General features: G+C 42.8%; 18 protein-coding genes and 1 pseudogene. 5 read left to right on the forward strand and 14 right to left on the reverse strand.

Going from position 1 to position 26,217, the window contains the following annotated elements:
• Positions 1-246: 246 nt before the first annotated feature.
• Positions 247-591, forward strand: a pseudogene (locus WS34_RS01925) (response regulator); the annotation flags it as partial.
• Positions 592-737: 146 nt separating this feature from the next.
• On the opposite strand, the gene WS34_RS01930 reads toward WS34_RS01925, so the two are convergent.
• The 6 genes from WS34_RS01930 to rho form a co-directional block, all read right to left on the reverse strand.
• Positions 738-1,892, reverse strand: a complete 1,155-nt coding sequence (locus tag WS34_RS01930) for a purple acid phosphatase family protein (protein WP_286693594.1) — start codon at positions 1,890-1,892, stop codon at positions 738-740.
• A 105-nt stretch (positions 1,893-1,997) separates the two neighbouring features.
• Positions 1,998-2,273: a TlpA family protein disulfide reductase gene (locus WS34_RS01935; protein WP_046402781.1), complete on the reverse strand. Its 276-nt coding sequence runs from the start codon at positions 2,271-2,273 to the stop codon at positions 1,998-2,000.
• A 44-nt stretch (positions 2,274-2,317) separates the two neighbouring features.
• Positions 2,318-2,560, reverse strand: a complete 243-nt coding sequence (locus WS34_RS15840) for a DUF4369 domain-containing protein (RefSeq protein WP_041556217.1) — start codon at positions 2,558-2,560, stop codon at positions 2,318-2,320.
• 144 nt (positions 2,561-2,704) lie between these two features.
• Positions 2,705-6,241 carry a pyruvate:ferredoxin (flavodoxin) oxidoreductase gene (nifJ, locus tag WS34_RS01945; protein ID WP_022160956.1) on the reverse strand — a complete coding sequence of 1,179 codons (3,537 nt, stop codon included), beginning with the start codon at positions 6,239-6,241 and terminating at the stop codon, positions 2,705-2,707.
• A 110-nt stretch (positions 6,242-6,351) separates the two neighbouring features.
• Positions 6,352-7,530 carry an ATP-binding protein gene (locus WS34_RS01950; protein WP_013610533.1) on the reverse strand — a complete coding sequence of 393 codons (1,179 nt, stop codon included), beginning with the start codon at positions 7,528-7,530 and terminating at the stop codon, positions 6,352-6,354.
• A gap of 260 nt (positions 7,531-7,790) precedes the next feature.
• Positions 7,791-9,686, reverse strand: coding sequence for a transcription termination factor Rho (gene rho / locus WS34_RS01955; protein ID WP_013610531.1), 1,896 nt, complete (start codon positions 9,684-9,686; stop codon positions 7,791-7,793).
• Between the two features lie 252 nt (positions 9,687-9,938).
• On the opposite strand from rho, the gene WS34_RS01960 reads away from it, so the two are divergent.
• Together WS34_RS01960 and tatC are read left to right on the forward strand one after the other, a co-directional pair.
• The gene (locus WS34_RS01960; protein WP_013610530.1) at positions 9,939-10,130 is read left to right on the forward strand and encodes a Sec-independent protein translocase subunit TatA/TatB; all 192 of its coding nucleotides are present in this window, start codon (positions 9,939-9,941) and stop codon (positions 10,128-10,130) included.
• Between the two features lie 18 nt (positions 10,131-10,148).
• Positions 10,149-10,946 (forward strand): twin-arginine translocase subunit TatC, encoded by a 798-nt coding sequence (tatC, locus tag WS34_RS01965; protein ID WP_046402793.1) that lies wholly within the window; start codon positions 10,149-10,151, stop codon positions 10,944-10,946.
• Between the two features lie 91 nt (positions 10,947-11,037).
• Here tatC and WS34_RS01970 read toward each other — a convergent pair whose 3' ends face one another.
• The 3 genes from WS34_RS01970 to WS34_RS01980 all read right to left on the reverse strand — a co-directional run bounded on the left by WS34_RS01970 (position 11,038) and on the right by WS34_RS01980 (position 15,036).
• The gene (locus WS34_RS01970; RefSeq protein WP_046402795.1) at positions 11,038-12,198 is read right to left on the reverse strand and encodes an MFS transporter; all 1,161 of its coding nucleotides are present in this window, start codon (positions 12,196-12,198) and stop codon (positions 11,038-11,040) included.
• A gap of 77 nt (positions 12,199-12,275) precedes the next feature.
• Complete coding sequence (locus WS34_RS01975; RefSeq protein WP_046402796.1) at positions 12,276-13,742, reverse strand: glycoside hydrolase family 125 protein; 1,467 nt, start codon at positions 13,740-13,742, stop codon at positions 12,276-12,278.
• 193 nt (positions 13,743-13,935) lie between these two features.
• The gene (locus WS34_RS01980; RefSeq protein WP_046402798.1) at positions 13,936-15,036 is read right to left on the reverse strand and encodes a glycoside hydrolase family 43 protein; all 1,101 of its coding nucleotides are present in this window, start codon (positions 15,034-15,036) and stop codon (positions 13,936-13,938) included.
• A 269-nt stretch (positions 15,037-15,305) separates the two neighbouring features.
• On the opposite strand from WS34_RS01980, the gene WS34_RS01985 reads away from it, so the two are divergent.
• Positions 15,306-19,334, forward strand: a complete 4,029-nt coding sequence (locus WS34_RS01985) for a hybrid sensor histidine kinase/response regulator (RefSeq protein ID WP_046402800.1) — start codon at positions 15,306-15,308, stop codon at positions 19,332-19,334.
• 34 nt (positions 19,335-19,368) lie between these two features.
• Here the strand turns inward: WS34_RS01985 and WS34_RS15350 are convergent, their stop codons facing one another.
• Positions 19,369-19,509, reverse strand: coding sequence for a hypothetical protein (locus WS34_RS15350; RefSeq protein WP_162613235.1), 141 nt, complete (start codon positions 19,507-19,509; stop codon positions 19,369-19,371).
• Between the two features lie 141 nt (positions 19,510-19,650).
• On the opposite strand from WS34_RS15350, the gene WS34_RS01990 reads away from it, so the two are divergent.
• Positions 19,651-20,613: an ROK family protein gene (locus WS34_RS01990; RefSeq protein WP_013610524.1), complete on the forward strand. Its 963-nt coding sequence runs from the start codon at positions 19,651-19,653 to the stop codon at positions 20,611-20,613.
• Between the two features lie 348 nt (positions 20,614-20,961).
• On the opposite strand, the gene WS34_RS02000 is transcribed toward WS34_RS01990, so the two are convergent.
• The 4 genes from WS34_RS02000 to WS34_RS02015 form a co-directional block, all read right to left on the reverse strand.
• Positions 20,962-21,654, reverse strand: coding sequence for a hypothetical protein (locus WS34_RS02000; RefSeq protein ID WP_046402804.1), 693 nt, complete (start codon positions 21,652-21,654; stop codon positions 20,962-20,964).
• An 815-nt stretch (positions 21,655-22,469) separates the two neighbouring features.
• Positions 22,470-24,971 (reverse strand): glutaminase domain-containing protein, encoded by a 2,502-nt coding sequence (locus tag WS34_RS02005; protein WP_046402830.1) that lies wholly within the window; start codon positions 24,969-24,971, stop codon positions 22,470-22,472.
• Positions 24,972-25,021: 50 nt separating this feature from the next.
• Entirely contained in the window at positions 25,022-25,987 is a 966-nt protein-coding gene (locus WS34_RS02010) for a DUF4973 domain-containing protein (RefSeq protein WP_022161005.1), read from the reverse strand.
• A 23-nt stretch (positions 25,988-26,010) separates the two neighbouring features.
• A partial coding sequence (locus WS34_RS02015; RefSeq protein ID WP_046402808.1) for a RagB/SusD family nutrient uptake outer membrane protein occupies positions 26,011-26,217 on the reverse strand: 207 nt, incomplete at its 5' end.

A 26,217-nucleotide genomic window follows, 5' to 3' on the forward strand; every position in this document is an offset into this window, starting at 1 on the left:
GATTAAATTGGATACAATCAAACATTAAAAAATAAATTTTACATCTTATTTTAACCGGGAATCATTTTTGATAAATCATTCATAATCAATGCAAAAATTATTTTTCACGTTGTACTTTTCGTTTTTTATTTCGAAGAATTTATTATCCGGTTAATCGTACCTTTGACTTTGTGATTATTTTCACCACTTTTTAAGCACTTAGGATATAAAATCTATATGGGAGATGTCATTGACGATAGGCCTTTAATTCTTGTAGCAGAGGATAATGCGAGTAATTATCTGTTGATCGAGATCCTTTTAAAGCATACCTATCGCTTGATTCATGCGCAAAACGGACGAGAAGCCGTAGCGTTTTTCCAAAGCCATCATCCTCAGCTTATTTTGATGGATATCAAGATGCCCGAAATGAATGGGTATGAAGCCACTTCGGAAATTCGTAAATCATCGGCCGATATTCCCATTATCGCCGTAACGGCTTATGCTTTCACCGAAGATGAAAAAAGAATTCTGGAAAACGGTTTCAACGGTTATTTGTCAAAACCGATAAAAGCACAAACTCTATTACAAAAAATAAAAGAATTTCTCAATTAATCTATCCAGATTATCCATTCATACACAGATAAAAACAAAGCTTCCTCCTGATCGGTTATCCAGGAATCACCACACGTCGCTTTTACCTCATTTATCTCATAAAAATACATATAAATACGAGAAGCTTTTCCATTTTAAGTAATCGTCTACAATTCAAGTTCTTGCAAAATGTGTCCTTTCGTATCCAACACTTTCAATTTCAACATATCTCCTTTCCTGGTTAACATCATGACGGTGGCTTCGTCCAATTCATACCCTCCACCGACCACTACGGGGCAAGGATTACCCAGACTGCCGACCGGATGGTAAGCATAGACGTGGGTATGTGCATTCAACGATACATCGACAGGATTTTTTTTCAGCAAATCGCCCCATAATTCCCGGCAAGGCGTGTAATCGGTCTCGTTTCCCCAAAGCGGAATATGATGCACCAACACTTTTTTCCCGGCCTGCCGAAAGGCTTTCGAATGCAATTCCCGCCGTAAAAATTCCGTCTGTTCATCTCTAAAGCCACTGAAATCGTTCAATCCGTAATACACCCAATGCTCATCCGTTTTGTCTTCTCCGCAATCGAGCAGAACGAACCGGGTATCTCCCCAATTGAAAGCACCGTAAGTCTTCTCGCCCATATAGTACAACAACCATCTCAGGTGAAGAGAATACGCATTGCGTATTTCGTGATTGCCTCGCAGATAAAAGACAGGTTTTTCCGTAGCTCCGACCAGGCTATGATAAAACGAGAATGCCTTCACGACCTCATCTTCATCTCCCGGAGCATCGAGCATATCGCCATTGAAGATCACAAAATCATAGTCTATCCCTTTTATCTGTTCGCACAAGGCTGCCATTGTCTGAAACTCCTGATGAATATCATTGAAAACAAGAGCAGTAAAACCGGTTTCCCGCTCGCCGGGCACCCGGAAAGAATAAAACGGCGAAACAGCCGTATTGCCGAAGGTTTTGCTATACGCTGCATATTCCAGGATTTCCCGGGAACAAACCCGGTAATAATAGGTCTTGCCGGCTTCCAGATTTTCCAGGCGGATTTTGTGGATATGATTGTTACAAACGGCCTGTCCGTCGAGCATCGTCCGGGCTTTCTCCAGCTCCAGGGTATCCGTACCGTATTCCACCCAGCTGTATACTGGAACATGAGTCAGCCAGCTGACCGTAACTCCACGTTCTGTCAGGCTCTGCAGCCAAGGCTCTGTCCGGAAAATCTGTCCTGCCGGAGTTTTCTGCCGGGCATATCCTCCCGCACATAAAAAGAAAAACAAGAATACACAACAAATCGTTCTCATACTTTTCGAATTTATAATTAAACAGGGAGCGACAACCCGTCGCCCCCTTACAAATACCTTCCCGGCATCATTCACCGTAAAGCGTTTCCAGCAGCAGATCGAGGTTCAGTGTGGAATTACCACCCGGCAATGGCCACACCACAATGCCCATACTTCCAGCATATTATACTTACCCGGCTTCACATAATCGGAAAACATCCCCTCTTTTCCGTTCACATCCACCACTTTGAAGTCGACGCAGGGCCTTCCTTTGGCCAACTTACAACGCTCGGCCAGCTTTTCTTCCAAAACCTGACTTTGTTTTTCCACTTCGATCCCCGGAGCGATACATTTTTCCGAAAATACACCTTCGTATAAATATCCCGAATATACGCTCCACATCTCGTATACAATTCATTCCGCTCTTCATACAAGGAATCTATCTGTTACCTAAATATTATACAGGTCTTCCGACTGTGATCCTGTGATTCGTACTTTAAACAAATCTTCCCTCCATTGATCCGGATATCCGAATTCTCGACAAACAGGCTAAAGGCTTTACCTCCCCACTCTCCGTCTTTCTTTTCAATGGAAATGTACCCGTAAAACGGTTCTGAAACTTGCCCCTCGAACCCGAACATCCCATCTTTCACCACCGCCGAACCGATGGTATCCCTACCATTCCGCAAAATAAATACTCACTTTGACAAGGCCGGACACAGAATAGAGGGATTACAAATATATAATATATATAATGAAAAATAAAAAAGAAAGGTGTCGAAATCGACTTGTCGATTCCAACACCTCTTTCTTATAAACAGGCTCGCCCGGATTTACTTACCGTATTCCATAGCAGCCAAACGTTTGTAGCCGTTCAGTTTCCATTTCGCATCGTTTTCCGTTGCCTGGAACAACCGTTCTGCTTCTTCCGGAGTAGCTTTCATCAGGGAGTTGAAACGCACCTCTCCCATCAGGAATTCACGGAATTTCGTATAGTCGGGTTCTTTAGAATCTAACTGGAACGGGTTCTTCCCTTCTATTTCAAGCATCGGATTGTAGCGGTACAACTGCCAGTAACCACATTCTACAGCTTTCTTCTCTTCCTGTTGTGATTTCCCCATGCTGGCTTTCAGACCGTGATTGATACAAGGAGCATAAGCGATGATCAAAGAAGGTCCGGGATAAGCCTCTGCTTCCTTGATCGCCTTCATATACTGAGCCTGGTTGGCACCCATGGCCACCTGTGCCACATATACATAACCATAAGACATCGCCATCATACCCAGGTCTTTTTTACGCACCCGTTTACCGCTGGCAGCAAATTTAGCAACAGCACCTGCAGGAGTAGATTTAGACGACTGACCTCCGGTATTGGAATAAACCTCGGTATCTACCACCAGAATATTTACATCTTTACCGCTGGCCAAGACATGGTCGACACCACCGTAACCGATATCATAAGCCCATCCGTCACCTCCGAAAATCCACTGTGATTTCTTCGTAAAGTAGTTTTTCAGGATCAGGAGCTCTTTAGCGGCAGGAGCTGTTTCTTTAGCTAAAGCAGCAGCCATCGCATCACTGGTAGCCAGGGTCTTGTCGCCGTCTTCGTAAGCTTCGATCCAGGCATTGATAGCCGCCTGAGTATCGGCAGAGAAGCTATTCAGATTTTCTTCAGCCAACCGTTTTACCCGTTCGCGCAGACGATTAGCCCCTTCGGCCATACCGAATCCGAATTCAGCATTGTCTTCGAACAATGAGTTCGCCCAGGCCGGTCCACGTCCGCTCTCATAGTTGGTACAATAAGGAGTAGAAGGAGCAGAACCTCCATAGATAGAGGAACATCCGGTAGCATTGGCCACCATCATCCGTTCCCCGAACAACTGAGAAATCAGTTTGATATACGGAGTTTCACCACAACCGGCACAAGCACCGGAGAACTCGAACAACGGCTGAGTGAACTGTGAATTTTTCACATTATTCGGTTCAACTACTTTCTTGTATCCTACTTTTTTATCCATATATTCCCAGCGGTTTTCTTCCACCATCTGAGATTCCAGCGGTCTCATCACCAAAGCTTTGGTCTTGGCCGGACATACATCGGCACAGTTACCGCAACCGGTACAGTCGAGCGGAGATACCTGAATCCGGAATTTATAACCGGCCAATTCTTTACCGATAGCCGGTTTAGCCTGAGTACCTGCAGGAGCTGCAGCCAGCTCTTCGTCGCTCATCAGGAACGGACGGATAGCAGCATGAGGACAAACATAAGCACACTGGTTACACTGGATACAGTTTTCTACCTGCCATTCGGGCACGTTTACAGCAATTCCGCGTTTTTCAAATTTAGCGGTTCCGGCAGGGAAAGTACCGTCTTCATAACCGTTGAATGCGCTGACAGGCAGGTCATCCCCTTTCTGTGCATTCATCACATCGACGATATTGCGGATAAATTCCGGACGGTTTTCATCGTGTTTGATCTCATCATCCGGCAGGTTCTTCCATTCGGCAGGAACAGTTACCTTTATCAGGTTACCTTCTTTACCTCCTGCGTCAACAGCTGCATAGTTCATATTGACAATGGCCTCACCTTTCTTACCGTATGACTTGTCGATAGCGTGTTTCATTTCGCTGACAGCCACTTCATAAGGAATAACATTGGTAATTTTGAAGAATGCACTCTGCATTATGGTATTCGTACGGTTGCCCAACCCTAATTCCTGGCCGATCTTCGTTCCGTTGATGATATAAAAATTGATCTCGTTTTCTGCCAGATAGCGTTTCATATGGTTCGGCAGGTGTTTTTTAGTCTCTTCCTCATCCCAGATAGAGTTCAACAGGAAAGAGCCACCTTTCTGAAGTCCTTTCAATACATCGTACATATGGATGTATGCAGGTACGTGACAAGCCACGAAATCAGGAGTAGTAATCAAATAAGTAGAACGGATCGGACAATCACCGAAACGCAGGTGAGAAGCCGTAAAACCGCCTGATTTCTTTGAATCGTAAGCAAAATAAGCCTGACAATATTTATTGGTAGCTCCACCGATAATTTTGATCGAATTTTTGTTCGCCCCGACCGTACCATCGGATCCCAGCCCATAAAATTTAGCTTCATAAGTTCCGGCAGGAGTCATTTTAACATCTGCTTCAGCAGGCAGAGAACGGAAGGTAACGTCATCTTCGATACCGATCGTAAACTGGTTTTTCGGTTCGTTACGTTCCATATTTTTGTAAACGGCAATAATCTGAGAAGGAGTAACATCCTTAGATCCCATACCGTAACGTCCACCTACGATCACCGGAGCATTAGCCTGACCATAGAAGATATCTCTCACATCCAGATACAAAGGATCACCGTTAGCTCCCGGTTCTTTGGTACGGTCTAACACTGTAATCCGTTTAACCGTAGCCGGAACAGCTTCCATAAAATATTTAGCAGAGAACGGGCGATACAGGTGAACTGCAATCATACCCACTTTCTGACCGTTTGCATTCTCATAGTCGATCACCTCACGGATAGTCTCGGTAACCGATCCCATAGCGATGATGATATTTTCTGCATCGGCAGCTCCATAGTAATCGAACGGACGATATTTACGACCGGTGATCGCACTGATCTTATCCATATAGTCAGCCACCATATCCGGTACGGCATCATAGAATTTATTCGAAGCTTCACGTCCCTGGAAATAGATATCGGGATTCTGAGCTGTTCCCCGGGTAACCGGATTTTCAGAATTCAGTGCACGATCGCGGAAAGCCTGTAAAGCATCCATATCCACCAATCCTTTGATATCTTCCATCTGCAATTCTTCGATCTTCTGGATTTCGTGAGAAGTACGGAAACCATCGAAGAAGTTCACAAACGGAACCCGTGATTTGATAGCTGTCAGGTGAGAAACGGCAGACAGATCCATTACCTCCTGTACAGAACCTGAAGCCAACATAGCGAATCCGGTCTGACGAGCAGCATATACATCGGCATGATCTCCGAAAATATTCAATGCATGAGCAGCCAAAGCACGCGCACTTACATGAAATACGCAAGGCAACAATTCTCCGGCAATCTTATACATATTCGGAATCATCAGCAACAATCCCTGTGATGCGGTATAGGTAGTAGTCAGGGCACCGGCTTGCAGTGAACCATGAACAGCACCGGCAGCACCGCCTTCAGACTGCATCTCAATGACACGAACGGTTTCCCCGAACATATTCTTTCTTCCTTTAGCCGCCCATTCGTCAACGTTCTCAGCCATCGGTGAAGATGGAGTGATCGGGTAGATACACGATACTTCACTGAACATATACGCAATATGTGCAGCAGCAGCGTTACCATCACAAGTGATAAATTTTTTCTCTTTTGCCATCGTTATAAAATTAAATTTATTTAATTCCAAATTGAACCCCTTTTCCGGTGTCCAATTTATCTTGTTATTACTCTATATTTATTCCAGCCCTCAGCCTATAGCTTTTAACCTTAATAAGTAAAACCCGCCAACCAAAGCGGCATTATATTCCCTTTGCCCCGTTCGATCATGTCTTCCATAACTACCAAAGAGGAATCGAATTTCTGTCCTTCCCCTTCTCCGCAAACCGCAATCCGATACTTACCGTCTACCAAAAAATCGGCACGTTCGGTATAAGTAATACGGCTCATCGGACATAACTGACTCAGAAAAAACGATTTTCTTAACACAGTCGTATCCACATCCTCCAGACAGACTGCATTCAGCAAGTTCGGATTATGGATATACAATTTTTTTGGCTTTTTCCCACAATCATCGTCATTATCCGTATCATACAATAAAGTCAGCAAACGCGCATTTTTCATGTAATTCAGATAATTGAGCACAGTAGCCCTCGATACGCCGATCAGTCCGCTCAACTTGCTGATATTCACATTACAGGTATTATCTTTAGCAGCGATATACAGCAATTGTTTCAACTTCACTAAATATTTCAACTCGATCTGGCTGGCATAGGGAATATCGAATTCCAGTGTCAGATTGATATTTTTCAGCAAATAATCGATGTGTGATTTCTCTTCGAGATAAATCGGATAATAGCCGTATTCCAGATAATTATTAAAATAAGCCAAAGGGCGTACATGTTTCAGGATATCCTCGACGATTTCCTCATGCCGTTCGACCATATCTGCAAAAGAATAAACCGGAAAAGTCTGATTGGTTTCTAATTCCAGAAATTCGCGGAAAGACAACCCACTCAGATTATACATATCGACAATCCCTTTCAGATAGGCATTCGATTTGATCCTGACGATTGATGAAGCCGTAAAAATAATCTGCAAATCGGGGAAAGCATCGTAACAAGCCCTCAATTCTTTATCCCACTCGGGGTATTTATGGGCCTGATCCAACAACAACACTTTCCCTCCTAACTTATAAAAATGCTCTACAAAATGAAACAATCCGTCGTTAACGATAAACAGATTGTTGACATTCACATACAGACAGGTATTATCCTGCGGATGATATTCTTTACTGTAATCCAGCAGAAAATTCGTTTTTCCTACTCCACGGCTTCCTTTTACCGCAATCAGACGGCTATTCCGATCGATCCGGTCCATCAATCCCCGCCGGATAGAAGATACCCGATCCTGTAAAAGAGCTATATGTGTCGATACTAAACTGTTCATTCTTACAATTTTGCCATACAAAGATAGAAGAAAAATAAATATATTGCAATCTGGAGATTGCAATTTTATCAACAAAGTGCTATTTAGACTTATTACAAATATACAAATGAGCAGTAAAAAACGATAAGAATAGCATATTTTATTGTAAGAGTATATTTTGACTTACAATCTGAAAGTAAAAAAGAATTTTTCCACAAAAAATAGAAGTGCCGGAAGTAAAAAACTCCCGGCACTTTTAAAAAAGTATTGAAATTAATTTCTTATTTATCATTCATCGAAATCAGGAATTCCTCGTTCGATTTTGTTTTTTCAAGCCGATCTTTCACAAACTGCATTGCTTCCACAGAGTTCATATCGGTCAGGTAGTTTCTCAGAATCCAGATGCGGTTGAGGGTATATTCCTCGAGCAACAAATCTTCGCGACGAGTGCTGGAAGCAGTAATATCCACAGCCGGATAAATCCGTTTATTGGAAAGCTTACGATCCAATTGCAATTCCATATTACCGGTACCTTTAAATTCTTCGAAAATCACATCGTCCATCTTCGAGCCGGTCTCGGTCAAAGCCGTAGCTAAAATAGTCAGCGATCCACCGCCCTCAATATTCCGGGCAGCTCCGAAGAAGCGTTTCGGTTTATGCAAAGCGTTGGCATCTACACCACCGGAAAGAACTTTACCGGAAGCGGGCGATACCGTATTGTAAGCACGTGCCAAACGGGTGATAGAATCCAGCAGGATCACCACATCATGTCCGCATTCCACCATTCTTTTGGCTTTTTCCAAAACGATATTGGCCACCTTGACGTGTCTTTCTGCCGGTTCGTCGAAAGTAGAAGAAATGACTTCGGCTCTTACGCTCCGTGCCATGTCTGTTACTTCCTCAGGACGTTCATCGATCAACAGGATGATCAGATAAACTTCGGGGTGATTCGCAGCGATCGCGTTGGCAATCTCTTTCAGCAATACGGTTTTACCGGTTTTAGGCTGAGCGACGATCAGACCGCGCTGTCCTTTACCGATCGGAGCGAACATATCTACAACTCGGGTAGAAATGGTAGCTTTTCCATTACCGGTAATATTGAATTTCTCATTCGGAAACAGAGGAGTCAGGTGATCGAAAGGAATACGATCCCGGACTGCATCGGGAGTTTTCCCGTTTATTTTTTCCACCTTGATCAAAGGAAAATACTTCTCTCCTTCTTTCGGCGGCCGTACCGTTCCTTCTACGGTATCTCCGGTTTGCAAACCGAACAACTTGATCTGGCTTTGCGAAACATAGATATCATCGGGAGAGTTAAGGTAATTGTAATCCGAGGAACGCAAAAAGCCATATCCATCGGGCATAATTTCCAATACACCCGAATTCAGAATAATACCTTCGAATTCATAATATTTATCGCGCTTATCGAACCGCATCCGGTTCGGATTAGTATTTCCGTTTCCATTTCCAATCGCAGGTTCCTGACGGTTTTCCTCATACCGGTTTTCCTGTACTTCTACTAATTCCGGTTGTATCGTATCGTTTTCGCGTTCACCTTGGTAATCGTAATTTTCTTTATCGAATTCTTCTTCGATCACATCTCCGAAATCCAGATCTTTTTCTATGATATCCTCATGTACAAAACGATTAGCCCGCTCTTTTGGGGGATTATTCTGAGGCTTCCGGGCAAATTCTTTACGTCCTCCGCTCCATTTTTCTTCGCGGTTATTTTGATTCTGCCGGAAATCTTCGCGGCGGCGTTCTTCTTTTTTAGGTTCTTCCTGTTTTAGAGTTTCCTTTTTTACTTCTTCACGCAGCGGTTCCTCGTTCTTTATCTCTTCGCTTTTCACCTCTTCCTTCTTTACTTCTCCTTTTTTCTTCTCTTCGCGACGGGCGAATTTTTGTACCCCACCTTTAGAGTCACCTACTTTCTCTACTCCGGGACGAACTACCCGGATTCTCGGTTTTTTCTCTCTTTTTTCAACCGGAGCAGCGGCTTCGGGAGCAGCAGGCTCTACAACAGGTTCAGACTGAGCAGCCACTAAAGCCTGCTGATCCAATATTTTATAGATTAGTTCTTGTTTTTTATAAGACTCTACTCTTTTGATATTTAACGTTTTAGCAATCTGCCGCAAATCTGCCAGCAATTTGTCATTTAGTTCCAGAATGTCATACATAGAAATGATGCTATGGATTTTATTGATTTGTAAGTATAATCATCCGCACAGAGTCGGATGGAATTGAAATATATTGCAAAAATAGAAATAAAATCAATATCTCCCAAAAATTATTTCATAAACTTTAGCATGGAGTATAGCAATTGAATCACGATCTCTTATTCGTAATGAACAAAAATAGTTCTAAAATAACCATAAGCTTAGAAAAATCCGGGAGAAATCATTAAATTTGTGCGATAAATAAATTAAAAAATGGAAAGATTATTGATTTTTGGTTTGGGTGGACAAGAAATTCTTTTTATTGCGTTGATTGTGTTGTTACTTTTCGGAGGCCGGAAAATACCTGAATTGATGAAAGGTTTGGGGAAAGGAGTAAAAAGTTTCAAAGACGGCATGAATGGCGTTGAAAATGATTTGAATCCCGATAATAACGATAAAAAGTAATTCTCAACTTTTAAAAGCATGCAGGAAGCAAATGAGAAAGAGATGACTTTCTGGGATCATTTGGATGAACTCAGAAAGGTATTTTTTCGTATTGCCATAGCCGTTATCCTTTTGGCTTGTATAGCTTTTCTGAATAAAGAATTACTTTTCGATATCGTCCTGGCTCCACAGCGGTCGGATTTTATTCTCTATCGTTTTTTCAACCGACTGGCGGCCGATTTTTCCATGCCTTCCCTGCAAGTAGAAGACTTTCATGTAGAGCTGATCAATATCCAGTTGACCTCACAATTCATGATTCATATGAGCACTGCGTTTTATGCCGGTTTGTTGCTCGCTTCTCCTTACATCATTTATTTGTTGTTCGGTTTTATCAGTCCGGCCCTACATGAAGCCGAACGTAAAACCTGCCTGAAAATTATGATTCCGGGGTTTTTCCTATTTATTACCGGCATCTTGCTCAATTATTTCGTGATCTTTCCGCTTTCTTTCCGTTTTTTGGCAACCTATCAGGTCAGTGAACTTGTAGTCAATAAAATATCGATCTCTTCCTACATCAGCAGTTTTACCATGCTCTCGTTATTGCTGGGAGCAGCTTTTGAAATCCCTATTATCGCTTATTTTTTGTCTAAATTAGGACTGATCACCGCTCCCATGCTGAAACAATACCGGAAATATGCTTTAGTGGGTATCCTGGTCATAGCAGCGATCATCACCCCAACTTCGGATGTCTTCACTTTATTACTGGTCTCTATACCTCTCTATTTCCTATATGAACTCAGTATTCAAGTGGTAGGCAGAAGCCGGAAGAAAAAATAGAGAGCGGCAGACTCCTCCTGTAAATAAAAAGTCCTGAAGAATCTTCAATTCTCCAGGACTTTTAGTTAAAAGCCATTCAATAATATTCAACTTATTTCTTAGCTACTTTAATTCCATAAGAACAGAATAACAGGTAAGCAGTACAAATAGCAATAATAGTAACTGAACCACCTTGTCCGCCGACAGCATCGGCACAGATCCCCATCAATGGAGGAGCGATAGCACCACCGGCAACCCCTGTAATCATCAAACCGGAAATTTCGTTCGCTTTTTCGGGACGTGCCTGAATAGCCATAGAATAAACCACGGCGAAGATACTGGAAGCCGCGAAAGCGATAATACAAACCAAAGTAAGAATTGCAGCCTGGCTGGTAGCGAACCACAACCCACAAACCGCAATCATAGCAATGATCATATTGATCCGGAAATAGCCTCTTTCAGATAATTTGGCCAACAGGAAAGCACCACAAAAAGTACCTATCGTACGTGCAGCAAAATACCAACTTGTACCGTATCCTGCACTTTCGGTAGAAATCCCCGGAACTCGTTCGAGTAACAATTTCGGAGTCAATGTATTCATTCCCACGTCCAAGCCAACGACACACAAAATACCAAAAAATAACAATAAAATTTTATTATCTCCCAGCAATTTTAAAGTTGCAGGAAAAGAGGAGGTTTCTCCTTCGACCTTCTCTCTCTGAATCGGAGTCAGGAACAACCAAGCGGAGGAAATCAAAGTAACCACGGCATAAATCGGGAACATCAGCGCCCAGTTTCCTAAAGCAGCCGAACAATATCCAGCCAAAAGCGGTCCGACAAAGGAAGAAATGGCTTTTACAAACTGCCCTGCCGTCAAACTACTGGTCAACCCTTTTCCCTGTACAACGTTCGCCAATAACGGATTCAAAGATACCTGCAGAATGGTATTACCGATTCCCAATAAGGCAAACGCAACATAACAGGAGGTTTCACTGAAATCAATGAAAGGCAATACCATGCCGGCGAAAGTGAACAGCATACTCAATAATACTGTATTTTTTCGTCCTATCCGGTTCATTAACATGGCTGTAGGTACAGACAAGATAAAAAACCACAAAAATACCATTGACGGCAAAAAGCCGGCTTGTGTTTCGGTCCACTGGAACTGCTCCTTCGCATAAGTTACAGAAATCCCCACCAAATCACAGAATCCCATAATGAAAAAACCGAACATTACGGGCAAGATGTAAATAAACTTGTTCTTTTGTTCCATTCTGTTAAAAATTAAGTGTAGTTTCAAATTTTATCCCCCTATTTCCTATACCGGAATACAGGGATAAGTATTTGGTTTTATAGATTATTCAGTAGTGAAATCTTTTTATTCTCCACCAGGTTCACAATCAATTCCCCGAACAAGGTATTCGTCCAGGCGAACCAATGCCGGGTGAATTTAGTCGGATTATCTTTGTGGAAAGATTCGTGCATAAATCCGGTACCACCGTCTGTATCTCTCAGCATCCGGATACATTGACGTATTTCACCGTCATTGTCCGCAGTAAATGCACGCATAATAATACTCATCGGCCAAATCATATCGTAACCGATATGAGGGCCACCGATTCCTTCGCCTGCTTTTCCTTTGAAAAAGAAAGGATTATCCTGACTCCAGACCAATTTACGGGTATTCCGGTAAACCGGATCTTTCGCAGAGATAGTTTCCAGGTAGGGCATCGCCAGCAAACTAGGCACATTGGCATCGTCCATAAAGTAGTTGTTACCGAAGCCATCGATCTCGAAGGGATATACTTTCCCATATTTCGGATGGTTTACGATAGCATATTTATGGATAGCGGCCTGCACTTCGTCGGCCAAAGCCATACACTGTGAAGCAAAAGTACTGTCACCCGACACCTTATTCGAAATCTCGGCCAATTGTTTCAATGAGGCAACGGCAAACATATTCGAAGGAATAAGGAAACCGAAAGTCGTTGCATCATCCGAAGGCCGGAAAGAAGAAACGATCAATCCCACCGGATTGACAGGGTTTCCCCAACCGTCATTATTCAAGGTATCCAGTTGTCGTTCGGTCTTCCGTTGGAATTTATAAGGTCCGTGTCCGTCTTTCCGCTGTTGTTCCTTAAACGTTTGCAGCACCAACGCCATCGATTTTTTCCATTCCTGATCGAAAACACTGGTATCACCGGTCACTTTCCAATATTGATAAGCCAGCCGGATCGGATAGCACAGGGAATCGATTTCCCACTTCCGTTCGTGCACATACGGCTTCATCTCGGTAAGGTCGGTCGCCCATTCGCTCGATTCCGCTCCATGAGTAAAACCGTTGGCATAACGGTCGATCTGGATTAACTTGGTCTGCCGATTAATCACTCCTGCAATCAACAGACGTAATTGTTCATCTTTCTTACACAAAGCTACATATGGCCACACCTGTGCTCCTGAATCCCTCAACCACATGGCATCGATATCTCCTGTAATCACGAAAGTATCGGGTTTACCGTCGATCATCTTAAAATTAACAGTAGTATCCAATGTATTCGGGAAACAATTTTCAAACATCCAGGCCAGTTTCGGATCTTTCAATTTCTTTTTCGTTCCGGCGATCACTTCTTCAACGGCCTTTGAAGTAAAATGACGTTCTTCGGGTTTCGGACGTTGGCATACATAACCGTCGGCAGCTGCAGAAGCACCGCTTCCCTGTCCGTTATTTCCCATCATAGCCTTCAAAGGGGAACCACTCATCGCCGCAGCAGCTATAGCCAAGCCGCTTTTCTTAATAAAATCTCTCCTTGTTACCATATGTAAAAATTATAATTCAAAATACACCAATCAAACGATGGCGAAAGATATTCAAAAAAAAGTTAGAAATACAATCTTTCTATATTTTTTAAAACATATTTTGTATATTCATCTCCCTGAACAACCACACCTCTACGGTTCTGATTTCCAAAATTATTCTACACTTATTCTATATTTCGCCCCCGACGTTCACTCATAAACCCGAAGGTTTATTCAAGCGGACAGAAAGCGGTAGAGGTACACCTAAATAAGGTATTCCGTCCTTATCCCATTCGATCTTTTGCAAACGGGGTGTTCTGGAATCCCGGGAACCGGCAGGGTCGTTTTCTACACTTCGGGCGTCGTATAAAAGATAATCCTCTTTCCCGTCAGGTGAAGGGATAAAACTGACATGTCCCGGTCCGTATACCTTATTTTCCGGACACTGTTTAAACACAGGGCGGGTTGATTTCGTCCAGGAATCCGGATCCAGCAAATCGCTGTCGGCATCGGCCATCAACATTCCTACCGCATAAAAACAAGTCCAGGTACCACTGGCAGAATAAAAGATGAAAATCTTATCCCCTTTCCGGCTTTTATAAAACTGAGGGGATTCGTTCACATAAATCGTATATGCCGTTTTACTTCCATCCGGATTGATCCATTGGCGTTCCCATTCGAACTCGGGCTTCGAAAGTAAAACCCGGTCGGATTCCAGGGTCCAGGGATTTTTCATCTTAGCGATATAAATGCATTGGTGTTCGGTACTCACCCGACGGGACTGCCAACCGGACCAGGTCATATACCATGCTCCCCGGTGTTCGAAGACATTCGGATGGATCGCCCAATTGTTATTCTTATCCGTACTGATCCGTCCTTTCAACTCGAATTCACCTTCGAAAGGATCTGCCGAACTATTCTCCAATACGAATAATTGATGATTATCCATATTATCGTCGGAAGCAGCATAATACACATACCATTTGCCTGCAATGGGATGAATTTCAGGTCCCCACAGATGATGAGCATTAGACGGATCTTTCGGTATCCAGATCACTTTATGCTCCGCATGTTCCAAATCCGTAATATCCCGGGTACGCCACAATTCCAACCGATCGACCGCCTCCTGCATGTAATAATACCAACCATCGTAATAATTCGCCCAACATTGAGCACCTTCCGTTTTCAGCGGATTTACAAATGTATTTTCTTGCTGTATATTCCCCTCCTCTTTTTTTTCAGACTTTTTATCCCGGCAAGCTCCTAGCATTACCATAGCCAGAAAAAAAATCAATACATTTTTTATTCTTTTCATCTTTTTACTAATTTTTATTGCAGCTATTGTATATTACAAAGTAATCTATTTTTTTTAAAGGAAAATAGCAATCTCTATTCTTTTTTTTACAAAATCTGACCATGCACACGTTTGTATAAAATACATAATCTACTAAATACCAACAGATTAACTAAATATATCCGACTCTAAAAATCAAAGAATAAATAGAGAACAATTTCCTGCTCTTGCAGAATCCAAAATCAATTGTTTACTTTGTAAAAACAGTTTTAAACCACTAAGATGTACCTATGAAAATCATACTTAGTTTGTTTTTCGTGCTTTTACATTCCGTACTATCTTATGCTTACAATCAATTTTCTTTTGTCAAGTATCAGGTAGAAAACGGACTGTCTCACAATACAGTATGGTATACAATACAGGATCATCAAGGTTTTATGTGGTTCGGTACCAGTGACGGTTTGAACCGTTTCGACGGGAAAAACTTCAAAATTTTCCGCCACATCCCGAAAGACAGTACTTCTTTGGGAAATAATATTGTCCGGACCATTTTCGAAGATGAAAGACAAAATCTTTGGGTAGGTACAAACCGGGGAATATACATTTTCAATTCACAGCAGGAAGAGTTTGAATTTTTCGACAATAAAACGGAAGACGGAGTATTAATCAGTAGTAATGTTTACGATATAGAGCAGAGCCACGACGGCTCAATCTGGATAGCTACTTTCGGACAGGGATTGTTTATCTATACTCCCCAGACCAACACTCTGATTCAAAATACACAACATTCTTCTTTTATCAAATCCATTACCTCCTCCGGTTCAGGGGATATGTACATCGGCACCCGGCAGGAAGGAATCATTTGTTTCGCCCCTAACGGAATCTATAAACGTTCCTTTTCTCCCGACCTCCAGACTACGGAGCAAAATAACGAAACCAATGCACTTTATTACTACAACGATACCTTATGGTTCAGTCTCGGCACCAACAGCCTGAACATGCTGGATTTGAAAAGTAATCGAATACATACTTTCCCCACTCAGTTCGGCACGACCAATGTGACCAATATCCGTAGTATTCTTGTGTATTCGGATACCGAATTACTCGTAGGAGCGGACAACGGGCTGTACCTTTTCAACCGGACGACCCACCAGTTTTTACGAATGGACGATCCTTCGAATCCGAAAAGTCTGAGTGATCAGTCTATTTTCAATATCTTCAAAGACCGGGAAGGCGGTATCTGGATTTCCACCAACCTGGGAGGGGTGAATTATCTGCCCCGTAACCTGAAACCTTTCCAATCTTATTTTCCCCGTTATCAATCGGGATCTATCTCCGGTAAAGCCATCAGTGAATTTTGTGAAGATGCACAGGGAAATATCTGGATAGCTACAGAAGACGGTGGTTTGAACTATTTGAACACGAAAACAAACCAGATTAAGAGCTATCTGCCGGGAGCCCGGGGAGCCAGTATCAGCTATCACAATATCCATGCTTTATTCCTCGACGGTCCGAAATTATGGATAGGCACTTTTTCAAGAGGCCTGGACATCCTGGATCTTACCACCGGACGGGTCGTCAATCATCAGCATACGCGCGGAGATATCCGAACCATCAGTGACAACAGTATTTACTCCATATACAAAGACCGGGAAGGTACTATCCTGATCGGAACAGCCTGGGGATTAAACCGTTACAATTCATCCACCGGGGATTTTTCACTCATCACCGATGTCGGAACCACTTCCCACATCTACGACATCCTGGAAGACAGCAGAAACAATCTGTGGATTGCGACTTATAATACCGGCCTTTTCCGCTATCATTACCCGGATAAGAGCTGGACACATTACAACTATAACCCCGACCAAAAAGGATCTGTAACCAGTAACAGTATCATCACCATTTTCGAAGACAGCCGGCAGAACATCTGGTTCGGGACAGAAGGGGCCGGTTTGTGTACATTCGATTACGACACCGAAACTTTTGCTTCTTTCGATCCGGAAAACCAGGTATTGCCTAATCCGGTGGTTTATGCCATCGAAGAAGATAAAGCCGGAAATTTATGGATAGCCGGAAATGCCGGATTATTATCGATCAATCCTCAGACCCGGAAATGGAAACTATATACGCAAGCCGACGGGTTGCAAAGTAACCAGTTCAATTTCCATTCTTCCCTGCATGCTCACGACGACAAGCTCTATTTCGGCGGAATCAACGGATTCAACTGTTTCTATCCCGAAGATTTCCGGGAAAATACTTATATACCGGAAGTAGTCATCACCCGGTTCAGCCTTTTCAATCAGGAAATAGGGCCCGATACTCCTGACTCCCCTTTATCCCGGTCCATTACTCAAACTTCTGCGATTACGCTGCCCTACGATCAGAATACCTTCAGTTTTACTTTTGCTTCCCTCAGTTATCAGGCTCCGGACAAGAATGAATATGCCTATATGCTGGAAGGAGTCGATAAAGAATGGATCTATACCGATGGTAAAAATGAAGCTTCATACACCAACCTCCAACCGGGAGATTATGTTTTTCGGGTGAAAGGTTCGAACAACGACGGCTTATGGAATACCGAAGGTTCCTCGATCAGCTTACAGATTCTTCCCCCTTTCTGGAAAAGCAGCTGGGCTTATCTGTTTTATACCATTTTAATCTTGTTCCTGGGGATTATGACTTTCAGGTCCTGGTCCAAGCGGGTGAAGAGGCAACACGAAGAATTACTGAAACAATACAGACAACAACAGGAAAAAGAAACCTATCAAACCAAAATAAACTTTTTCACTCAAGTAGCCCATGAAATCCGTACTCCGTTAAGTTTGATCAAAATGCCTCTGGAAAGTATTATCCAATCCGGCGACGGCAATGAAGAGACGAGAAAATACCTCACTACCATGAATCAAAACACGGACCGTTTACTCAACCTGATCAACCAACTGCTGGATTTCAGGAAAACAGAGACAAACGAATTCAAGCTTAAACTGAGAAAATACAATTTAAACGAATTACTTCACAACATAGTAAGTCGTTTTGCCCCGGCAGCCCAGTTAAAAAATATCGCCCTGGATGTCCAATTACCCGTGACTCCTTATATCGGCTGTGTGGATGAGGAAGCGCTGACAAAGATCATCAGCAATCTCTTGAGCAATGCCCTGAAATATGCCCACGATAAGATCGGAGTGACATTACAAACCGAGCAGGAATATTTCGAGATCCGGGTATCCGACAACGGACCGGGCATTCCCCGTTCGGACAGGAAAAAAATTTTTGAAATCTTTTATCAAACAGACAACAGCCGGAGCGGAACCGGTATCGGCCTGCCCTTAGCCAAATTGCTGGCAGAAAAACATGGCGGCAGGCTTTACCTGGACGAACAGACACCGGAGACAACATTTATAACCCACATTCCTCTGTTACAAGAAAACACTCAAGAAGACGATCAGGTAAAACTGGAACTGCTGACCTCTCCGGTAAGCGATACGGACAAAGAACTCCAGGCTCTTGAAGGAAAAGGCAGCTATAGTATTCTTTTAACAGAAGACAACACCGAGTTGCTGAGCCTGACAGCCGAACAATTGAATAAATATTACCGCATCCTGATGGCCCGGAACGGGAAAGAGGCACTCGTCATTCTAAAGGAAGCAAACGTCGATCTGGTAGTCAGCGATATCATGATGCCGGAGATGGACGGTTACAGCCTGTGTGAAAGCATCAAGAACAACCCTCAATATTGTCACATTCCGGTTATCCTTTTAACCGCCAAGACTACGACCGACGATAAAATCAAAGGACTTCAATACGGCTCGGATGCTTACATCGAAAAACCTTTCTCTGTACAACATTTGAAGACTCAAATAGACAATCTGTTGCAAAACCGTCAGAAACTACGGAAGCTTTTCGCTTCTTCACCTTTGGTTACAGCCGAAACGATGGCTATTTCGCCCAAAGACAAAGAATTTATCGAACGTCTGGATGCTGAAATTCAAAAGAACCTGCAGGAACCGACTTTCTCTATCGACACACTGGCAGAAATCATGTGTATGAGCCGTTCGAATTTCTATCGGAAAATCAAAGGGATCTCAGGTATGTCGCCCAACGACTACCTGAAGACAATCCGTTTGAAGATGGCTGCCGAATTGCTTTTACAACAGGAATACCGGATCAACGAAATCTACGAATTGGTCGGGTTCAGTTCTTCTTCTTATTTCACGAAATGTTTTAAAGAACAATTCGGAGTTCCCCCGAAAGAATTTTTGAATAACGCTAAAAACAATGCCGGAAATAAATCGTCAGAAATAGTAACACGGACATGAAAATCAGTTGATTTTCTATCGTTGCAATCCTTTTTTACAGTCTGCAGCCCATATCCGGCAGGATATTCCGGTCAATCTGTTCATCGGCACTTCCGGATACAACGGTCAGGTAGATCCGGAGCAAACCGACAGAGGGAAAAACTTTTACCCTCAAAGTCGAAGGCCGGCATTCCATAGAGGTTCCTATCCGGAAAATAGAACCGAACGGGTTACGAATCGACAATATCCAGCTCGAACATGCTGAAATTGTCCGGGGAGGAGAATTGATTTTTAAATATTAGGGCTATATTTGCACTACTAATTAAATCACAAGATCATGAAAAAAGACGTCGCTTTAGGGATTGACATCGGTGGTACCAACACCGCTTTTGGTTTTATCGACAGAGAAGGGAACTACCTTACAGAAGGGAACATCCCGACAGCTAAACATGAAGATATCAACGATTATCTGAAAGAATTATATCTGGAAATCGAAAAAGTACTGGATCCTATCCGCCAGGAAGTCAACTTTGTAGGAATCGGAATCGGAGCACCCAATGGTAATTATTTCAAAGGAGCGATCGAATTTGCACCGAACCTGCCCTGGCACGATGTCATTCCTTTGTGCGATATGATGAAAGAATACTATCCCGAACTGCCGGTTTATCTGAACAACGACGCCAAAGCTGCAGCCATCGGTGAAATGATTTACGGCGGTGCCCAAGGGATGAAAAATTTCATCATGGTCACTTTAGGTACCGGTCTGGGTAGTGGATTCGTAGTCAACGGCGAATTGGTTTACGGACACGACGGCTTTGCCGGAGAACTCGGTCATACCATCGTTTCTCCCAACGGCCGCCAATGTGGTTGCGGACGTAGCGGTTGTCTGGAGACCTATGTATCTGCCACGGGAGTAAAACGCACCGCTTATAAAATGATGGCTAAATATAACTATCCGAGCGAATTGAGATCCATTCCTTTCAATGAAATGAATGCGAAAATCGTAAGCGAAGCCGCACAAAAAGGCGATATGATCGCTATCAATACTTTCAAATATACCGGAAAAATGCTGGGTGAAGCTTTGGCCAACGCCGTTGCCATCACCAGCCCAGAAGCCATCTTCCTGATGGGAGGCCTGGCCAAAGCCGGCGACCTGCTTTTCGAACCGGTAAAAGATCATATGGAAATGAATCTTTTGAAGATTTATAGCAATAAAGTCAAAATCTTACCTTCTAAACTGACTAAGAATGTCGCCATTTACGGAGCTGCTGCTTTAGTCTGGAAAGAGCTGGAAAAATAAACTTCGAATCCTGCGGGTCAGGCTAAAACCTACCCGCAGGATTTTAATAATCAATCGAATAACCATAGCAAGGCAATTATAAGTAACCACTTCAACACCTTTTCCTCCCAATCTGTTTCCCTGCATTTCCCCCTATAACGATAGACAATCTGTATCTCTGTTATTGTTGAATTTTGCTTTTGTCGTTTTATTCCGGCCATATTCCTCAGACTTTGAATTGCAATTACAGTCGTCATTCTACTACTGTAATAATAATACAAAAATATACGACAAATATAATCGTTATCATAGTGTACGGCCACATAATTTTCCCCTATATCCCCCCTATTCATTCTCAAAAGCTTACAATCAACCATTCTTCTTTCGCAGATAAGCGATCAGGCTTTGGCGTAATTCGTCCATAAATTTAGTCAGCTGTTCTCTCTCCTTCAATTGGTACATCAGCGAATCATAATTAGCCGGGAAATCGAGTCCCAGACAATCGGCCAAAAAACGCACCGTACCGATTTGTGTGACACTTTTACTATCACCTTCCAATTTTCCGGAAGCCAGCAAAGACAACGAAAGTTCCAACAATTCTGTCGGAGTCAATCTCAATTTATACTCCTGTTTCAGAAACGATTCGCGACAATAAAACAATTTTTGCTGACGTTCCAGGGAGGTATGCTGTAAAATCAGATAATGGGCGATCGTTTCCCGGGTAACTGCAGGCAAATCGTTCAGGACAAGCAGGGCTCCCTGCTCGCGGATTGTCAGATACCGATGGGTCCAGCCAAAATTGTCGTCATAACGATACAATTGATTAAACTGGTTAAAGCGTTCCATAATCACTTTCATCAACACCGGATCTTTACCGGCCCGTTCGACCCAATCCGCTAAAAACGAAGTGCACATAATCTCCCCGATCATCAAATGACTGTTAAAGTCACTTATACTCCGGGCTTCATTAAACCAAACCTGATCTGTTTCCTCTTTATGAATAGTCACATCGGCATGCATAAGATTCTGCAAATAGACCAGTACTAAATTTAAAACTTCCATCTGAGTGTTCCTGAATATTCTCCTGAGATAACTTATGATGTCGTTTACCGGGGTAAACGACATTGTCATACCTCCAAAAGAATTCAAATTTATCGTACCGGAAAGTTTAGTTTATAAAATCTATAAAGTTCATAGACCCTACGACACTTTTCAACAATCCCCAGCGATGTCATCCCGAACAAAATCCCGAAAGATACTATACCGGAGTCGATGAACTTTAAGTGCCGAAGCACAACTTTATAAACTTAAAAAACTAAATTAAAACGGCACGTTTTAATCATTTTTCAAGTAATCTTTTTGCCGACTTAGAAAAAACGCTTCCCTCCGAACTGATGGAATAAACACCCTCAGCCTACAACTATACAACAGTTGCAAATTTAATAGAAATATTCCTATTAACAATAAATAATATAAAATTCAATTACAAAATTTCTGATTCTCTCAAAATGATTTACACAACCTAGTGTAATTAGTATATAAAAAGCTTATTAAGTCTTTGAACCTTGCTGATACTTTTTTACAGCTGTTGAAACGAATGACCGGAACCGGAGGTTTCGTCAAGAGGATAGCGACAGAGACCAGAAACTTTATAAACCGATTTAAACCAACTTCTATTTCAGCTTCATTCCCCGGATAACAAAAGTTTTATCACACATTCTTCCTTAATTTACGGGTAATTGGAAATCTATATCTCGCTACCGATACATCGTTCGTACAATTACTAGCAGATGTCGGTATAAACAGAAAAAGGTCCCCGGAAAATTGCACCAATCCCCAGGAACCCTTTCTCAAATTAGGATAACACAAAAAGTTCTTTATTTCATCAGCTCCTTTTTCAACATCGGCATAAAATAACCACCGACAACAGAACGAGCCTGGAATCCGACCTGTTTAGCATCGGGTGTTTCGTGCCAATCGCTGATAGGCACACGGCTGCCCGTTTCGTTCGCATATTTATACACCGGAGCGATAAATTTCTGCATCGTCACAACATCCGGTGCCATCGTAGCCGTCCACATGATCCAATCGGATTTCGTATACGTACGGCGAGAATCCAAAGGTAATCCATAAAGATTCTGTTTGGTGAGATAATAAGCGATCTCTTTCTGAGCGACTTCTTTCGGAAAGATATTCAATCCCAGTAATTCATCCCATACCAGGTTGTATTTCTGACTCCAGGTACCGGCTTTATCGAAGGTCAATTTATAATGATCTCCGTCTGCAGCCATTTCCACCCATTTTCCGGCCATCTCTTTAGCTGCCTGAGTATATTTCTCAGCGATATCCTTTTTACCCAGCATTCCGGCCATTTTACCGTATCCGGCAATTCCCATAATCGCTTTGATCGAAAGATTGGCATTATGAGCAAAATGTCCGGCAAAGTCGTCCGTACAAAGCTGATTTTCAGGATCCAATCCTTTTTCCAATAAGAAATCAGCCCAAGTAGTCAACATATCCCAATGTTTAGCTGCATAATCCGCATTTCCTTCTTTATGAGCGATAGCGGTAGTCAGAATCAGCATATTTCCGGTTTCTTCCACCGGCATATCTCCACCGTAAGTCTGGCCGTTAGCCAAAGGATAGGTCCCCACATCGTGAGCGGCAAAAGGTTTACTCCATTTTCCGCTTTCACTGTATTCGAAAATGAAATTCATCAAGCCTTTAGCCAATTCGACATTGTATTTTAAGAATAAAGGTGATGAAGGATAGGTAATATCTACCGTACCGATCGAACCATTACTGAAATTTTCTTTCGAGAAGAACATCAGTTCCCCATTTCCGTTCGCCACCAATTTATGGGCGGCAATAGCCTGACGGTAAACCAAAGCACACAGCTCGGCATACTCTTTTCCTCCACAGGCAGCAGCTTCGTCCATCAGTTCACGGTCGAAACGATCGCAACGACTCAGTATAGTCCGGTAGTCTTTCTCAGCTGCAGCAAACTCCTGTTCGATCGTTACCTGACCGTTTTTCTTCCAATAAGGCATCAGATTTTTACCGAAATACTGGATAGAATACAAATCATCGTATCCGATCAATACATGCCCGGCCACTTTATCGGTCCCTACTTTTCCTAAATCCTCACTATAAGCCAGAGCGATCATCTCTTTATTCATATTTCCGGACAAATTACGATCGGCGGTATTTTCCACTTTTCCGTTAGCAGCAAATGCTTTTTTAGGAGTATAATAATCGGCGATCATCATAGCCGAACGATCCGAGGTATTTCCTACAAGATAAAAATATCCCCAATCGATACGCAAGTCGTCTCCCCGTTTGGCAAGTACCGGTTGTTCTTTCGTCCCCGCTTTCAGGAAGGTCTGTCCGTTCTTTTCCAACCGTTCACAAACCACCGGCTGACCGGTTTCGTTAACCGCCCACTGCGGAGTGGCTTCGATATACACCTGCACATCGTGTTGTTGTCCGTCTTTCGAGACTACTTCATAAGAAATATAATTTACCGGCCGAGCCATCAGATACAGATCGTCACACAACAGAGGTGCGGTAAAAGTCACATCCAACTGCACAGGTCCAGCTTCGAAAGCATACAGAGTCTGAGTAGGTAATACCATAGCAGACACCTGTTCAGCCTCCTGATCAAAGAACGTCTTATCGGGCTCCTTCACATACAATCCGAAATCCACATAACCACCGCCGGTTTTGTTTTTACAATAAGCAGCGATCACATTCTTTCCCGGTTTCAGGGTTTTCTTCACTTCGTCTTTCAATTCGGCCACAACATTATTGTGCCATTCATATCCGGTTTTTACAACCTGTTTCCCATTGATGTACAGTTCAAAGGTATCGTCATGAGAATATTTCAGGAAAACATCGGCATCCGACAAATCCTGATTCAGATCGAACTCCCGGCGCACCCAGATATCTTTGGTGGTCCACTCGGTACCCAGAAACAACATTTCAGGCGTACCGAAAGCCGCTTTTCCTTTCGTCCATCCTTTGGGATTGAAATCGACTTTTTCCCAACCTTTCTTCGGTTCTTTCAACGTATAATTTCCTTCCCAAGCCTCTACGGAAGCCATATCCACAATGGGATACAAGGGCAGATTTTCTTTTCCCATAAAACGATAACTCTTTCCATCCACCCGTACCACTCCGATCAACGGATGATTTTTACCGGTCCAGTGTTTTACAGGACTATCATACAAATTATCGGTTGTCGACCAGGCAGAAGTATAAGGGTCGATAGTCACCAGCGGATAAGCCGGAGCACGCAAATCGCTCTTCGGTTTTTCAGCTTCGGTACACGCGGTAAGCAAACAACTTGCCCCCAACACTAAATACAGTAATTTTCTCATTTTCATTTCAATCATTTCAAAATTATAGCATATTTCTACTTTCCCTGATCTCACCATTCCTCGCGTATATTTCCATCTTTATCCCTGAAAACCGTGCGGTCATTCGTAAATGTACCTTCGAATCTTCTATGATAAGGATACCCTTCGGGAGAAGTGTAAGTATAGCTGTAATTCATCTTCAGGGTCGTCGTGATCACCGATTTATTCTGTACCAATAAATCCGGAGATTCCGAAATGCTAATCCTATTCTGTGAAGCGTCACCTTCAGCCATCAAGTTGATTTCCGGAGTCATGGCAGTATAACTCAATGTACTGTCGCTATTGACCGTTACCTGAATCACATACTTGTCCCGATCCGTATCCGTTTCGTAAACCCCACCGGCATACATACGGCAGGTGTTGTAATTCAAAGTCGACAAAGTCAGATCCGTTGTCCAAGCCGTATAATCATCATTGTCTCCGGAATTATACACCTTTGCACCTGAGGGCGTATAGACATAAGAAAAATTATTCAGAATATTCAAATGAAACAAAGCCTTTCGGTATTTCGGCTCACCTACTTCATAATCCGACACGGAAGAAACCTCCAAAGGCAATACATAATCCTTGAACATATCCAGTCTGGACAAATCAAACTGAACAGACAGCAAAGCATACTCATCCCCTTTCTTAATGGTCACTTTTCCTTCATTCTCCAAAGTATAGCAATCTTCAGGTAACAACGTATAATAAAGCATAGTATCCTGGACGAAACGCTCATAATTATAATCATCCAACGTATCCGGGCATACCTTTACCTGAGCCTCTACATCTTTCGACAATACGGAAGTTCCACTGATTGAAATCGTAATTTGAGTGTTTACCGTTCCATCTTCCGGATATTCCACCCGCAAATCCTGGAAACCGTTCTCCGCAATCACCACCCGCTTGACAAACAGCTCATCGGGAAGATCATTGTTGCAAGCAGCAACCGTCATTCCCAATATGTACAAAAATAACAGTCTGTATTTCATCATTTTCATCATATTTAAATTAAAAATTAGCGTTCCCATCCCGGATTCTGCTGCAATTTAACATTCCGGTCCGTTTCGTTCTTAGGAATCGGCCACAAATACATCTTATCCATCCATCTCTTCTGCACCCGGGATATGACAGTCTCTTTATAGAAATCCTCTCTCTTGCTGGAAGTGATATTGATATTGAAGCCCTTGATCGGTCCGACTTCCTCTGTAGGAGCATCTTTCCA

The sequence above is a fragment of the Odoribacter sp. N15.MGS-14 genome (assembly GCF_000980245.1).
Lineage (GTDB): Bacteria > Bacteroidota > Bacteroidia > Bacteroidales > Marinifilaceae > Odoribacter > Odoribacter splanchnicus.

Coding starts and splice junctions, on each gene's coding strand:
- WS34_RS01975 (WP_046402796.1), bottom strand. CDS start 13,742: ATGGTAACAAGGAGAGATTTTATTAAGAAAAGCGGCTTGGCTATAGCT.
- WS34_RS01970 (WP_046402795.1), bottom strand. CDS start 12,198: ATGGAACAAAAGAACAAGTTTATTTACATCTTGCCCGTAATGTTCGGT.
- rho (WP_013610531.1), bottom strand. CDS start 9,686: ATGTATGACATTCTGGAACTAAATGACAAATTGCTGGCAGATTTGCGG.
- WS34_RS01950 (WP_013610533.1), bottom strand. CDS start 7,530: ATGAACAGTTTAGTATCGACACATATAGCTCTTTTACAGGATCGGGTA.
- WS34_RS01985 (WP_046402800.1), top strand. CDS start 15,306: ATGAAAATCATACTTAGTTTGTTTTTCGTGCTTTTACATTCCGTACTA.
- WS34_RS01990 (WP_013610524.1), top strand. CDS start 19,651: ATGAAAAAAGACGTCGCTTTAGGGATTGACATCGGTGGTACCAACACC.
- WS34_RS01980 (WP_046402798.1), bottom strand. CDS start 15,036: ATGAAAAGAATAAAAAATGTATTGATTTTTTTTCTGGCTATGGTAATG.
- WS34_RS01960 (WP_013610530.1), top strand. CDS start 9,939: ATGGAAAGATTATTGATTTTTGGTTTGGGTGGACAAGAAATTCTTTTT.
- WS34_RS02000 (WP_046402804.1), bottom strand. CDS start 21,654: ATGGAAGTTTTAAATTTAGTACTGGTCTATTTGCAGAATCTTATGCAT.
- WS34_RS15350 (WP_162613235.1), bottom strand. CDS start 19,509: ATGGAATGCCGGCCTTCGACTTTGAGGGTAAAAGTTTTTCCCTCTGTC.
- nifJ (WP_022160956.1), bottom strand. CDS start 6,241: ATGGCAAAAGAGAAAAAATTTATCACTTGTGATGGTAACGCTGCTGCT.
- WS34_RS01935 (WP_046402781.1), bottom strand. CDS start 2,273: ATGTGGAGCGTATATTCGGGATATTTATACGAAGGTGTATTTTCGGAA.
- WS34_RS02010 (WP_022161005.1), bottom strand. CDS start 25,987: ATGATGAAATACAGACTGTTATTTTTGTACATATTGGGAATGACGGTT.
- tatC (WP_046402793.1), top strand. CDS start 10,149: ATGCAGGAAGCAAATGAGAAAGAGATGACTTTCTGGGATCATTTGGAT.
- WS34_RS01930 (WP_286693594.1), bottom strand. CDS start 1,892: ATGAGAACGATTTGTTGTGTATTCTTGTTTTTCTTTTTATGTGCGGGA.
- WS34_RS02005 (WP_046402830.1), bottom strand. CDS start 24,971: ATGAGAAAATTACTGTATTTAGTGTTGGGGGCAAGTTGTTTGCTTACC.